This is a genomic window from Streptomyces sp. NBC_00287 (assembly GCF_036173105.1).
Taxonomy (GTDB): domain Bacteria; phylum Actinomycetota; class Actinomycetes; order Streptomycetales; family Streptomycetaceae; genus Streptomyces.
In genome coordinates this window covers 8,413,725-8,426,395 of sequence record NZ_CP108053.1, presented here as the reverse complement: position 1 = coordinate 8,426,395, position 12,671 = coordinate 8,413,725, and the positions used below count along the sequence as shown (strand labels likewise).

General features: G+C 71.3%; 9 protein-coding genes and 4 pseudogenes. 7 read left to right on the top strand and 6 right to left on the bottom strand.

Annotation, left to right across the window (positions count from 1 at the left end):
- Nucleotides 1-23: 23 nt before the first annotated feature.
- The 4 genes and pseudogenes from OHT76_RS38260 to OHT76_RS38245 all read left to right on the top strand — a co-directional run bounded on the left by OHT76_RS38260 (nucleotide 24) and on the right by OHT76_RS38245 (nucleotide 4,497).
- Nucleotides 24-1,493, top strand: a complete 1,470-nt coding sequence (locus OHT76_RS38260; RefSeq protein ID WP_328875461.1) for an MFS transporter — start codon at nucleotides 24-26, stop codon at nucleotides 1,491-1,493.
- Between the two features lie 192 nt (nucleotides 1,494-1,685).
- Nucleotides 1,686-2,114 (top strand): annotated as a pseudogene (locus OHT76_RS38255) (GtrA family protein); the annotation flags it as partial.
- Between the two features lie 37 nt (nucleotides 2,115-2,151).
- On the top strand, nucleotides 2,152-3,189 hold the full coding sequence (locus OHT76_RS38250; RefSeq protein WP_328875460.1) for an enoyl-CoA hydratase/isomerase family protein: 1,038 nt from the start codon (nucleotides 2,152-2,154) through the stop codon (nucleotides 3,187-3,189).
- A gap of 75 nt (nucleotides 3,190-3,264) precedes the next feature.
- A complete protein-coding gene (locus tag OHT76_RS38245; protein WP_328875459.1) occupies nucleotides 3,265-4,497 on the top strand; it encodes an amidohydrolase family protein in 1,233 nt (410 codons plus the stop codon).
- Between the two features lie 217 nt (nucleotides 4,498-4,714).
- Here OHT76_RS38245 and OHT76_RS38240 read toward each other — a convergent pair.
- A pseudogene (locus OHT76_RS38240) lies at nucleotides 4,715-5,585 on the bottom strand (CoA transferase).
- A 577-nt stretch (nucleotides 5,586-6,162) separates the two neighbouring features.
- Nucleotides 6,163-6,684 carry a DoxX family protein gene (locus OHT76_RS38235; protein WP_328875458.1) on the bottom strand — a complete coding sequence of 174 codons (522 nt, stop codon included), beginning with the start codon at nucleotides 6,682-6,684 and terminating at the stop codon, nucleotides 6,163-6,165.
- 110 nt (nucleotides 6,685-6,794) lie between these two features.
- Between OHT76_RS38235 and OHT76_RS38230 the strand changes: the two genes are divergently transcribed.
- Together OHT76_RS38230 and OHT76_RS38225 are read left to right on the top strand one after the other, a co-directional pair.
- Nucleotides 6,795-7,142, top strand: coding sequence for an LLM class flavin-dependent oxidoreductase (locus OHT76_RS38230; RefSeq protein WP_328875457.1), 348 nt, complete (start codon nucleotides 6,795-6,797; stop codon nucleotides 7,140-7,142).
- Nucleotides 7,087-7,788 (top strand): annotated as a pseudogene (locus OHT76_RS38225) (LLM class flavin-dependent oxidoreductase). Before OHT76_RS38230 ends, OHT76_RS38225 begins: the two are co-directional and overlap by 56 nt.
- A gap of 27 nt (nucleotides 7,789-7,815) precedes the next feature.
- Here the strand turns inward: OHT76_RS38225 and OHT76_RS38220 are convergent.
- From OHT76_RS38220 to OHT76_RS38205, 4 genes and pseudogenes are all read right to left on the bottom strand, one after another.
- Complete coding sequence (locus OHT76_RS38220; protein ID WP_328875456.1) at nucleotides 7,816-8,250, bottom strand: SDR family NAD(P)-dependent oxidoreductase; 435 nt, start codon at nucleotides 8,248-8,250, stop codon at nucleotides 7,816-7,818.
- Nucleotides 8,251-8,351: 101 nt separating this feature from the next.
- Nucleotides 8,352-8,567, bottom strand: a pseudogene (locus tag OHT76_RS38215) (SDR family oxidoreductase); the annotation flags it as partial.
- 154 nt (nucleotides 8,568-8,721) lie between these two features.
- Nucleotides 8,722-9,117 carry a hypothetical protein gene (locus OHT76_RS38210; protein WP_328875455.1) on the bottom strand — a complete coding sequence of 132 codons (396 nt, stop codon included), beginning with the start codon at nucleotides 9,115-9,117 and terminating at the stop codon, nucleotides 8,722-8,724.
- A 107-nt stretch (nucleotides 9,118-9,224) separates the two neighbouring features.
- Complete coding sequence (locus OHT76_RS38205) at nucleotides 9,225-11,588, bottom strand: SpoIIE family protein phosphatase (RefSeq protein WP_328875454.1); 2,364 nt, start codon at nucleotides 11,586-11,588, stop codon at nucleotides 9,225-9,227.
- Between the two features lie 205 nt (nucleotides 11,589-11,793).
- Here OHT76_RS38205 and OHT76_RS38200 point away from each other — a divergent pair, with 205 nt between their 5' ends.
- Entirely contained in the window at nucleotides 11,794-12,501 is a 708-nt protein-coding gene (locus OHT76_RS38200) for a TetR/AcrR family transcriptional regulator (protein ID WP_328875453.1), read from the top strand.
- Nucleotides 12,502-12,671: the final 170 nt, after the last annotated feature.

The window sequence follows — 12,671 nt, the reverse complement described above, 5'->3', positions numbered from 1 at the left end:
ATTGCCCGCCTGGAGGCCCCACCATGTCCAACGCCCTCGCCCAGCCCGCCGCCGCGGGGACATCCGCCCCGCCCCGGCCGAACGCCGTGGTGGCGGTGCTGGCCCTGGCCGGAATCGTCGTCTCGCTGATGCAGACCCTGGTGATCCCGATCGTCCCGGAGCTGCCCACCCTGCTGAACGCCTCGGCCTCCAACACCGCCTGGGCCATCACCGCCACCCTGCTCGCCGCCGCGGTGGCCACCCCGGTCGTGGGCCGCCTCGGCGACATGATCGGGAAGCGGCGCATGCTCCTGACCAGCATCCTGCTGCTGATCTCCGGCTCTGTCGTATGCGCCCTCGCCGACTCCCTCGTCCCGATGATCATCGGACGCGCACTGCAGGGGCTCGCGGCCGCCGTGGTGCCGCTGGGCATCAGCATCATGCGGGACGCGCTGCCGGCCGACCGGCTGGCCGGGTCCACCGCGCTGATGAGCGCCTCGCTCGGCGTGGGCGGTGCGCTGGGTCTGCCGGCCGCCGCGTTCATCGCCGACAACTGGGACTGGCACATCCTGTTCTGGACCTCTGCCGCGCTGGGCGCCGTCTCGTTCGCGCTGGTGCTGCTGATCGTGCCCGAGTCCAAGGTGCGCACCGGTGGCCGCTTCGACCTGGTCGGCTCGCTCGGCCTGACCGCCGGGCTGGTCTCCCTGCTGCTGGCCGTCTCCAAGGGCGGCGACTGGGGCTGGACCTCCGGCACCACGCTCGGCCTGGGCGCCACAGCCGTCCTGATCCTGCTCGCCTGGGGCCTCTACGAGCTGAAGGCGAAGCAGCCACTGGTCGACCTGCGTACCACCGCCAAGCCGCAGGTGCTTTTCACCAACCTCGCCTCCATCGCCCTCGGCTTCTCGATGTTCGCGATGTCCCTGGTCCTCCCCCAGCTCCTGCAGCTGCCCGAGGAGACCGGCTACGGCCTGGGCAAGTCGATGCTGACGGTCGGCCTGGTGCTCGCCCCGCAGGGCCTGGTCATGATGGCCATGTCCGCCGTGTCCGCGGGCATCACCAAGGCCAAGGGCCCCAAGGTCACCCTGATGATCGGCGCGCTGATCGTGGCCGCCGGCTACGGCCTGAACATCGTCCTGATGAGCGAGGTCTGGCACCTCGTCCTGGTCTCCTGCATCATCGGCGGCGGTGTCGGCTTCACCTACGGCGCCCTGCCCGCCTTGATCATGGGCGCGGTCGACCCGTCCCAGACCGGCGCCGCCAACAGCCTCAACACCCTGATGCGCTCCCTGGGCACCAGCTTCGCCAGCGCCCTCGCGGGCGTCATCCTCGCCCAGATGACCACCGACTTCGGCGGCCACGCGCTGCCCTCGGAGAGCGGCTTCAAGGTGGTCATGGCCATCGGCGCCGGAGCCGCCCTGCTCGCCTTCGGCATCGCCTCCCTCGTCCCCAAGAAGCGCCCCGCCCCGGCACAAGCCACGGCCGAGACGGCTGAGGTCACCGCGGTCAAGGCATAACACCCCCGCAACAGCCGGACCCGACAAGGCCGCCGCCCCGCACCCGCGGGGCGGCGGCCTCTTCACGTCCGCTCCGGCCGTCCACGTGACCGCCGCAACATCCGATGAACTTGCGTAAGTCAAGTAATTCCATATACTTGAGTAAGTTAAGCAAACAAGCACTGCGGCCCCGCGCTGCGGCGTACGAATCGGATGGAGACCGCCATGGACGACGCGACCCGGACCCCGGCCGCCCCCGGTCCGCTCGTCTCGTTCGCCCGGTTCGTGCTGTGCGGCGGCGGTATCGGGGTCCTCTCCAGCTTCGCCGTGGCACTACTGGCCGCCCTGATGCCCTGGGGCCTGGCGAACGCAGTGATCACCGTCGCCTCCACCCTCGTGTGCACCGAACTGCACGCCCGCTTCACCTTCGGGGCCGGCCGACGCGCCGGCTGGCGCGAGCACTGGCAGTCGGCAGGCTCGGCGACGGTGGCGTACGCCGTGACGTGCGCGGCCATGTTCCTCCTGCACCTGCTCCAGTCAGCGCCCTCGATGCTGACCGAGCAGATCGTCTACCTCAGCGCCTCCGGCCTCGCCGGAATCGGCCGCTTCCTGGTCCTGCGCCTTTTCGTCTTCGCCGGCCGACGAAGTGCGCAGGGTTCCGGTCCCTCAGACTGGACCGATGAACTCGGTGTACAGCGACGAAGGACTGACACTTCGTTCCGACGGGCGGGTGGAGAATCCCGTGCGGTGCCTGGTTCTCGACGACTGGCACGACGCGGATGCGAGCCGGGTCGAGGCCGCGGCTGCCCGGTTGGCCGACGCCTTGCATCTGACGTTCGGCATCGCGACCCGGCAGCCGCCGGAGCGGCTGCGACCGCTGGTGCAGGCACTGACGCTGACCTTGGCGGCGCCCCATGTCGACGCCGAAGCACCGCAGTTGGTCCCCGTCGACGATCCGCTGGTCTCGTTCGACGAGCTGGCACGGCTCGTCGAACGTCGGCCTCGGGCAGGCCTCGCCCTGGGGCAGTTGCTCCGGCAGACGCCGGAGCTCAGCACCATTCAGGGCCTGGCTGCCGAAGCAGCGGCGTACTCGATGCTGCTCGGCGGGACGGAGTTCGCGTCCTGGCTCGCCGACCGGAGTACGCCTCGGGCTTCTCATGAGGATCGGCCGCTGGTCCGCGTCCGGCGGGAGAACGACCGGCTGTCCGTCCTGCTCGACCGCGCAGACCGGCGGAACGCGTTCAGCTTCCGGATGCGGGAGGAACTGTTCGAGGCTCTTGAAGTCGCCGTCCTCGACGACACCGTCGAAAGGGTGGAACTGGCTGGTGCCGGGCCGGTCTTCTGCAGTGGCGGCGATCTGGCCGAGTTCGGTACGGCAACGGACCTGGGGGCGGCATATCTGGTACGGCTGGACCGGGCACCCTGGCGTCTGATCGACCGGATGCGGGAGCGGGTGACGGTGCGGGTGCAGGGCGCGGCGGTGGGTGCGGGTGTGGAGATGGCCGCGTTCGCGGGGCGTCTTGTGTCGTCACCCGGGGCGTTCTTCCAACTGCCCGAGGTCGCGATGGGCCTGGTGCCCGGCGCGGGCGGCACGGTGAGCGTGCCACGGCGGATCGGCCGGTGGCGGGCGGCGTGGATGATGCTGAGCGGGGCCCGGATCGACGCCGCCACCGCCCGGCAGTGGGGGCTGGTCGATGAGATCGACGACGCGCCGTGAGCGGTGAGGTGCTCCTGCGCGGCGTGGAACTTCACCCGCGTCAGGCGCCGGTCGACTGCCGGATCCGGGGGCGGTGTGGTCGCCGAGGTGGGCCGTCGACTGCGGCCACGGCAGGATGAGTTCGTCGTACGCGGCGACGGCGGCGCGCTGCTGCCCGGTCTGGCCGACCACCATGCCCACCTCGCGGCCATGGCCGCCCAGCATGCCTCACTCGACGTGTCCGCCCTCTCCCGGGACAGTGTCGCGTCCCCCCTCGCACAAGCGGTGGCGGGTGAGGACGGCTGGGTGCGGGCGGTCGGGTACGACGACGTGGTCCACGGCGATCTGGACCGGACCCTCCTCGACGGGTGGAACCGCGTGCTGCCGGTGCGCGTGCAGCACCGGTCAGGAGCGCTGTGGGTCGTCAACTCCCCCGGTCTGGAACGGCTCGGCGCCCAGTCCGCCACGCACGGCGGCATCGAGCGTGATACGGCGGGCCGACCGACCGGGCGGCTGTGGCGCGCCGACGCCTGGCTGCGCGAGGCCCTCGGCGGGCGGCCTCCGTCCCTCCGGGCGGTCGGCGCACGGCTGGCCGCCCTCGGGGTCACCCATGTCGCCGACGCGACACCACACCGGGATACGGCCGCGGTCGTCTCGGAGGCGGTGCGGCGGGCGGAACTCCCCCAGCACGTCATGGTGATGGCCGCCGGAGCCGATCTCCCGCCCCACCCACGGCTGAGCCTCGGTCCGCTGAAGCTGGTGGTCGCGGACCACGCCCTCCCGGACGCCGACGACCTCGCCGGGCAGATACGGCGGGCCCATGCGGACGGCCGCCCCGTCGCCGTGCACTGTGTAACCCGTACGGCCCTGGCGCTCACCCTGGCGGCACTCGACCTGGCGGGTGGCCGGGACGGGGACCGCGTGGAGCACTGCGCCGTCGCCGACCGTGCCGCTGCCGAGGAGCTGGCCGCCCGTCGCATCCGGGTCGTCACACAGCCGACGCTGATCGCCCTGCGGGGCGACGACTACTGGGGGCGCGTCGATCCCGGGGACCGGCCGGATCTGTGGCGGTACGCCGGTCTGCTGCGTGCCGGGGTCCGGGTGGCCGCGAGCAGCGACGCCCCGTACGGCGATCCCGACCCCTGGGCCGGTGTGCGGGCCGCGTCCGAGCGGCTGACGCCGTCCGGTCGTGTGCTCGGGATCGAGGAGCGGGTTCCGGCGGAGGTGACCCTGCGGGGCCTGCTCTCGCCCTTGGACGATCCCGGCGGCCCGGCACGGCGGGTCGGGTGGGGCGACCGGCCGATCTCGTCCTGCTGGACCGGCCGTTGAGGGACGCCCTGCGGACTCCGGACGCCGGCCATGTGCGCGCCACCTTCATCGAGGGGCGGATCGTCCACGGAGCTCAGAGCCTCGACTGAGGATCCGCCACGACTCCGGACGCCTCTACCCGCGCGCCACCTTCACCAAGGGCCAGATCGCCCACGCACCTCAACACCTCGACCGAGGATCCGCCACGACTCCGGACGCCTCTACCCGCGCGCCACCTTCACCAAGGGCCAGATCGCCCACGCACCTCAACACCTCGACCGAGGATCCGTACCGTGTCGGCGCCCATCGTGGCCGCCGTCCCGTCCGGTGCCGGCGCGGGCGGCGCGAGAACCACCTGGGTCCGGCCGAGCGCCGGGCACTCCACCACCGCCCCGGCCGCTGCCGCCCGTACCGGATGCGGCCCATGACCGGCCGGTGGAACCGCGGCGAACGCCGCCGCCACGTCCCGCATCGAGACGTCGATCAGCCGTCCCCCGCCGCACGCCAGGGCGCCCATCGCGCCCAGTGCGGCGACGACCCCCGTCAGCGGATCGGCGACCGCGTCGGCGCAGAACACGGGCTCGCCGTCCGCCGACCGGCCGACCAGCCCGCCGGCGACCGCCGCGTCGTCGCCGAAGGCGACCCGGTCGGGGTGAGTGCGGCCGTACCCGGTGATGCTCACCCACACCTTGCCCGCCCGATGGTCGAGCCGTTCCGGAGCCAGCCCCAACTGGGCGAGCGCACGCGGGCGGGAGGCCTCGATGATCACGTCGGCGGCCCGGATCAGGTCGGCGAGCGCGCCTCGCCCTTCCGACGTGGTGAAGTCGACGGCGACACTCTCGTGTCCGGCATGCAGCCAGTCGTAGAAGCGCCGGTTGCCGGCGCGGGCGCCGTCGGGGCGCCCGGGTGCTCTCCACCTTGACCACTCTGGCTCCGGCCAGGCCGAGCAGGCGGGCACACAAGGGTCCTGCCCAGAGCGAGGAGAGGTCCACGACGAGGGCACCCTCCACCCGCGCCGCCCCGTCGGGGGCCGCGATCGGGGACACCCGCCAGGGGACGTCAACAGGGGGTGCCTCGGGCGGCAGGGCCGCGGCGGGAACACCGAACATGCGGATGTGGTCGGCGAATTCGCTCGCCCCGGCGCCGCGTGCGGCCGCGGCGAGTTGCTGCCAGGGAGCTGTCACCGTGACGCCGCCCAGCATGGCCGGGACGAGTTCGACGTCGTCCGGACGGCTCAGGGTCACCGCGCACCATCCGTCCGAAGTCCGGAGCAGCCGGGTCGCGCCGCCCGCGGAGATGCGGCCGCGCCGGGTGAGGTTCATGGCGCCTGCCCGGCCACTGAGCACGAGGGCGGGATCGAAGGCGAGCGGGCGGCCGGCGAGGTGCGCCAGTGCGGCCCCCGCCTCCCGCAGGAGCGCCGTCGTCGATCCAGGTGGCAGGAGAGGCGGACCGTCCGCCTCGCCGGTCAGCGCCATGGCACCGGAGGCCGCCCAGCCCAGAAGCGGACATCCGGTGGCGGGCGCGGCAGTTGGCGGGGCAGGAAGGTCCCCCAGGGTGCGCAGCCACCGCCGTACGGACTCGGCGGGATCGTCCGCCTCCACCCGCGGGGGACCCGTGTGCGGCTTCATCGCAGCTCCTGGCGGGTGTGGTCGGACTTCGCCACCCTGAAACGAAAAGAGTATACGGTTACTCCGCCACCCTCGGCTCCGAGTCCTGCTCGGGCTCCGGGCGCCGCCAGAAGACCGCGAGCTGCACCGCAGCGGCGGCGAGGCCCAGTCCGGCCGCGAGGGCCGCACTCCGCGGACCGCCGAGCCTCGCGTCAAGACCGAGCGCCCGGTCGACGCTGAACCGGCCCGGCCCGAGCCCGGCGAGCGCCACGGATGCGGCGCCCAGGTTGAGCACGAACTCGTAGCCCTCGTTCATCACGAAGAACCCGTTGGGTCCGTGCACCGACCGTGCGGCGACACCCATCGTGCCGACCACCGCCGATGCCGCAAGCGGCGTCGCCGCTCCGGCCACGAGTGCGGCGCCCGCCCCGATCTCGACGACCGCACTGGCCGCCGCCTGCAGCCGCGGCCTGCGGAACCCCACGGAGCCGAACCATCCCGCCGTGCCGTCGAGCGTACGGCCGTGCCGCACCCCGTGCGCGATCATCGTGCCGCCGATCACCGCGCGCAGCGTGTACCGGGCGACGTCAACACCTGTCATCGGTTCCGGTCTCCCTTCTCGGCCGGACCCGCACCAGCCCCGCGCCATCTCCATCCAGTGACTTATAGAGTGTACTTTATTTGTCAGGGCGCGGGAGGGGTGGGATCGGGATGCGCATCGGTATGCCCTTGAGCTACAGCGGGGGTTTCAAGGAGACCGTCGACGAGCTCCGCGACTACGAGAAGGCCGGGCTCGACGTCGTCTTCGTCCCCGAGGCCTACTCATTCGACGCGATCAGCCAGCTCGGCTTCATCGCCGCGCACACCGATCGGCTTGAGATCGCCTCCGGGATCCTCCAGATCTACACCCGCACGCCCACCCTGACCGCGATGACGGCCGTCGGCCTGGACTACCGTCTCCGACGGTCGGTTCACCCTGGGCATCGGCGCCTCGGGGCCCCAGGTGATCGAGGGTTTCCATGGGCAGCCGTACACCGCTCCCCTGGCCCGCACCCGTGAGATCGTGCAGATCTGCCGGTCGGTCTGGCGCCAGGAGAAGGTCGTGCACGAGGGCCGTCACTACCGCCTCCCTCTCCCACCCGACCAGGGCACCGGGCTCGGCAGACCGCTCAAGCTCATCAACCGCCCGGTGCGCGAACGGATCCCGGTCGTGCTGGCCGCCATCGGGCCGAAGAACGTGGCTCTGGCCGCCGAGATCGCCGAGGGCTGGATGCCGATGTTCTTCCACCCGGAGAAGGCGGACGAGGTATGAGGCCCGGCGCTGGCCGAAGGATCGGCGCTGCGGGATCCCGCCCTCGGGCCACTCGACATCGTGGTCTCCCCTCCCCTGGCCATCGGCGAAGGCGTGGACGACCTGATCGATCTGGCCCGGCCTCAACTCGCCCTGTACATCGGCGGGATGGGGGCGCGCGGCCACAACTTCTACCACGACCTCGCCCAACGCTACGGCTACGAGGCCGAGGCGGCCACTATCCAGGACCTCTACCTGTCCGGCCGCAAGGACGAGGCCGCGGCCGCCGTCCCCGCCGAACGGCTCGCGGTCTTCCGGGCCGCTGGAGTCTCCACCCTCCAAGTCCGCGCCCTGGCCCACACGTCGGCACGGCGCCTGGCCGACATCGAGAAGCTCAAGGCCATGGCCTGCTGAGCCGGTTGCACGAAGCGTCGTGCGATGTCACTCGTCCCCCACGGCGGCGCACAGGCCGCCGTCGACGACGATGTCGACGCCGTTCACAAAGCTCGCCTCGTCCGACACCAGGAACGCGGCGACGGCGGCGACCTCCTCGCACCGGCCGGTGCGGCCCAGGGGCGTGCGCTGAATGAGCTGCCGTACCGACTCGTGCCGCGCCGCCTCCAGCCGGGTCTCCGGGGTGTCGATGGCGCCGGGTGACAGGGAGCACGCGCGAGCGCCCACCGGCCCGAGCCGCACCGCCTCGGCGCGGGCGAAGCGGTGCACGCCGTACGTGGCCCACGGGTACGCCCACGCGGGATCCTCGACGGCCGGGCCGATCGCGTCGCGGATCCGGTCGAGGATGTCGTCCTGCATGGGATCGTCGAGGACGGCCGCAACCTGCGGGGAGGGGTCGATATGAGCGAACAGTGGGGACACCGAGGCGCAGTACACGAACGCCGTGCCGGCGGTGGCCAGTTGCGGAGCGCCTCGGCGAGCAGCGCGGTTCCGATGAAGTCGACCTCAAGGATGCGGCGCCAGTCGGCTTCCTCCGGCGCGACGCTCTCGGTGTGCGCGACTGCCCGGAGCGTGCCCAGCTCCCTGACCCGCCCGGCCAGTCGGTCGAGGTCCTCCCGATCGGTGACGTCCACTCCGAACGGCTCGGCGACGGCCTTCCCGCCGTAGCCGGACAGGTCCTTCGCCACCGCGGCCGCGGCCGCTTCGTTCCGGTCGGCGAGCAGCAGCACGTCCACCATGTCGGCCAGGCGACGCGCGCATGCCTCTCCCGTCCCGCGACCGGCGCCGGTGGCGATACCTACCGTGGTCATGCGTCACTCCTCACCCGAGACACTCGTCACAGGATGAGTGTCTCGCGGGTGGCGCCATCCTGACCCGTCCGACTTCTCGGCCTCATGGGCTGCACACGCTCCTCAGTTCGTCGGCCGCGGCGTCGATCTTGCTGGAGTCCGGGTCGGTGTCCCCGTTCAGAATGGCCTTGTTGTAGTCGGCGATCGCCTTGTTGAGGTCGTCGACCGCGTCGTCGACCTTGCTGTCGTCCGTGGTCTCGTCGATCTTGTCGACGTTCCTCTCGATGGTGTCGATGGACTCCTGGGTCCGCGTGGGGTCCTCGATCGCGTCCGCGCCGGCCTCGTGAATGGCGGTGATGCTGTCGGCGATCGTGTCGGCGTTGGAGAGGCAGTCCAGCGAGTCGTCGAACTCGCAGCCGGTGGCGAGTCCGGCGGTCAGCGTGACGGCGGCTACGGCCATGGCGATGGCGGTGATGCGTCGGCGGCGTTTGGCGACCATGGAAGGGTCCCTTCATCTGGAACGATCTCTGCGCCCTACGATCCCTGCGCCCGCACGCCGCCACGAGGGAGCGGGCTCCCGAGCCGATGGTGTAGCCGGCTACACCGTCAAACGGACGGTCCGCGGCCGTTCGGACCGCCAAGTCCCGGAGGCAGCGGCTGCTCGGCCCAGATCGTCTTCCCCTCGGAGGTCTGCCGGCTGCCCCACCGCTCGGTGAGCTGGGCGACCAGCATCAGACCGCGGCCGCCCTCGTCGTAGATGTGGGCGCGACGCAGATGCGGTGAGGTGGAGCTGGCGTCGGACACCTCGCAGATCAGCGCACGGTCGCGGATCAGCCGCAGGCGGATGGGGGGCTCGCCGTAGCGGATCGCGTTGGTGACCAGTTCGCTGACGATCAGTTCGGTGACGAAGACCGCGTCGTCCAGTCCCCACCGCTCCAGTTGTTCGGTGGCGTTCTGGCGGGCGACGGAGACATGCGCGGGATCCGGTGGTAGGTCCCAGGTGACCGCCTGGTCCACACCGAGGGCACGGGTACGGGCGAGCAGCAGCGCCACGTCGTCACTGGGCTTCTCCGGCAGCAGGGATTGCAGCACGGCATCACACGTGGCTTCCAGGGAGTGGCTCGGGGCCCTCAGGGCGCGGCGCAGCTCCGCGGTGCCCTGATCGGCGTCGCGGTCACGGTCCTCGATCAGTCCGTCCGTGTACAAGGCGATCAACGAGCCCTCGTCGAGCTTGAGTTCTGTCGCCTCGAAGGGCAGACCGCCGATGCCCAGCGGGGGCCCCGTGGACATCGCGACGAGTTCCACCGTGCCGTCGGGGCGCCGGACGGCCGGCGGCGGATGCCCGGCGGCAGCCAGGGACAGGCTCCGCGACACCGGGTCGTACACCGCGTACAAGCAGGTCGCGCACAGCTCCGCGATGTCTTCGCCACCGCTCGTCTCCGTCGCCAGGTGGACGACCAGGTCGTCGAGATGGGTGATGAGTTCATCGGGTGGCAGGTCCACGTCGGCGAGGGTTCGCACGGCGGTACGCAGCCTGCCCATGGTCGCCGAGGAGTGCAGGCCGTGCCCCACCACGTCCCCGACGACCAGGGCGACCCGGCCGCCCGACAGCGGGATCACGTCGAACCAGTCGCCACCGACCCCCGCCCCGGAGCCCGCCGGGAGATAGCGGTGAGCCACCTCCACAGCCGCCTGACCGGGCAGCCGCCGCGGCAGCAGGCTGCGCTGAAGGGTCAGCGCGGTCGCCCGCTCCCGGGCGTACCGGCGGGCGTTGTCCACACAGACCGCGGCGCGGCTGGCCAGCTCTTCGGCGAGGGCTACATCGTCGGCGGTGTACGGATCCGGGCACAGGGCGCGGACCAGGACGGCGACGCCCAGGGTGGTGCCCCTGGCCCGCAGCGGCACGGCCAGCAGCGAGTGGACGGCGGCCCCGTGTTCACGAAGCCTGGCACGTCGCGCGTCGTGCCCTGCGATCCACCGGTCGAAGTCCGGATCCCCGGCCCCGGTGAGCACCGGGAGCTCGCCCGTCAGCGCCCGGGCGGGCGGCGAGTACGGCGGGTAGGTGTCCGTGTCGCCCAGGGCGACCACGGCCTCCGGTGTCCCCGGCGTACCGGACCGGTGCGCGGCTCTGTGCAGCACGACAGCGAGGTACTCGGTGACCTGATCCGGTTCCCGCGCACTCAGCACCCAGTCGAACAGGTCCACGCTCGCGAAATCGGCGAAGCGTGGCACCACCACCCCTACGAGTTCCTCGGCGGTCCGCACCACGTCCAGGGTGGTCCCGATGGTCTGCGCTGCCTCGTTCAGCAGGACCAGCCGCTGGCGCGCCCAGTGCTGCTCGCTGCTGTCGAACGATGCCGTGCCGACCGCGACCACCTCGCCCGAGGCGTCCCGGATCGGCCACATCTCCACGTTCCAGGCGTGTTCCCGGCCGCCGGACGGCGGAGTTCCGTAGCCCTCGAAGTGCACGGGGGCCCCGGTTCGGACCACCTCGGCCTGATGGTGCAGGTAGAGCTCGTAGTCGATGCCAGGAGCCCCCTCGGTGATGTCGTGCCCCACCAGCTTGTCCTCCGTGCCCCCCACCTCACGGCCGGCCGCGTCGTTGAAACGCAGAATGCGGCCCTCGGTGTCGAAGGCGGACAGTGCCACCGACGCCTGCTGGAAGGTCTGCTCCGCCACCGAGGGCTCCAACAGGCCAGGGGCCGACGCGGTGACCAGAAAGGCCGACGTTCCGCGTCCGCCGTCCCGCAGAGGAGAGAACCGCAAGGCCAGCTGAAGGATGTGTCCGTCCTTGTGCCGGACACCCATCACACCCGCCGAACCGTCTGAAGAGTTCTCCGCGAGCAGTTCCCTCGCGTCCCGCCCTACGACCTCCTCGGCCGCGTAACCGGTCAGCTCGCGGGCGCCGTCGCCCCACCCCGTGACGACGCCACGGTGATCGACGATCGCCACCGCGTCGACATGCGCCATATGGCACATGATGAGCCGGTTGTCCTGCTGCTTCAAGTGGGTGCCTCACCAGCGCACCACCTGAGTCCAGCCCTTTGACGTACCGTCTGGTCTAGCAAACCGAGCGATGTCCCGGAGTCCGCTTCCCCCGGACCTACCGAAAGGCGTCCGACGCGGTCCCGGGAGCCGCTCTTGATCGACACCACGTCAATCGGGGAGAGAAGCAATGCCACGACCGCCGGGCCATGGACCGGGCTTCGAGGTCAGACGCCAGAAGATCATCGACGTCGCGGCGTCGCTGTTCGCCCGGCAGGGATACGCGGCGACGTCCATCAACGACCTGGGCCGGGCGGTCGGGCTCGCCAAGGGAGCCCTGTACTACTACATCGGCTCCAAGGAGAACCTGCTCGTCGAGATCCAGTCGCGGGTGATGGGGCCGCTGCTCTCCCGCGCCCGGCAGATCGCGGACCTCGACATGGATCCTCTGCTGCGACTGCGCCTGCTGTCCGAATCGCTGCTCACCATCATCTACCGCAGGCTCGACCACATCTGGGTCTACGAGCACGACTACCGCAGTCTGAGCGGCGCGGAGTTGAAGGCCCTTCTGGGCCAGCGTTCCGACTTCGAGCAACTGATCTCCGGGCTGCTCGCGGAGGTTGTCGAGCAGGGCACCTTCCGTGCGATGCCGCCGCGGCTGGCCACCCTGCAGTTCCTCAACCTGCACAATCACACCTACCAATGGGTGCAGCCGGACGGGCAGTGGGACGCGGCGTTCCTGTCCCGTGAGTACTGCGCGACTCTGTTCCGCGGATTCGGCGCGCCCGACCACGCCCTGCCGAAGGTCGAGGAGCGCGCCAAGGCGTTCAAGCGCGACCGGCCCGACCTGCCCCTCGACCCCGAGGCGGAGTGGAAGTCCCTGCCCGCGGCGGGATGATGGCCCTCACCGAACTTCGCGAAAGAGGAATCGGCGTTCCACCGAACGGTTGATTGCACGGGGTGCCGCAGCCCGCACCCCATGGGAGAGAGTCTCAGGATGGTGCGGGCCCGAATCAGGCGGGCCCCGCCGCAAGGCGCCCTTCGAGGCCGACGGACGCGGACAGCCAA

Excerpts from the sequence above, each read along its gene's own strand:
- OHT76_RS38230 (WP_328875457.1), top strand. The coding sequence starts at position 6,795 with ATGCGCATCGGTATGCCCTTGAGCTACAGCGGGGGTTTCAAGGAGACC.
- OHT76_RS38260 (WP_328875461.1), top strand. The coding sequence starts at position 24 with ATGTCCAACGCCCTCGCCCAGCCCGCCGCCGCGGGGACATCCGCCCCG.
- OHT76_RS38210 (WP_328875455.1), bottom strand. The coding sequence starts at position 9,117 with ATGGTCGCCAAACGCCGCCGACGCATCACCGCCATCGCCATGGCCGTA.
- OHT76_RS38250 (WP_328875460.1), top strand. The coding sequence starts at position 2,152 with ATGAACTCGGTGTACAGCGACGAAGGACTGACACTTCGTTCCGACGGG.
- OHT76_RS38205 (WP_328875454.1), bottom strand. The coding sequence starts at position 11,588 with ATGGCGCATGTCGACGCGGTGGCGATCGTCGATCACCGTGGCGTCGTC.
- OHT76_RS38200 (WP_328875453.1), top strand. The coding sequence starts at position 11,794 with ATGCCACGACCGCCGGGCCATGGACCGGGCTTCGAGGTCAGACGCCAG.
- OHT76_RS38235 (WP_328875458.1), bottom strand. The coding sequence starts at position 6,684 with ATGACAGGTGTTGACGTCGCCCGGTACACGCTGCGCGCGGTGATCGGC.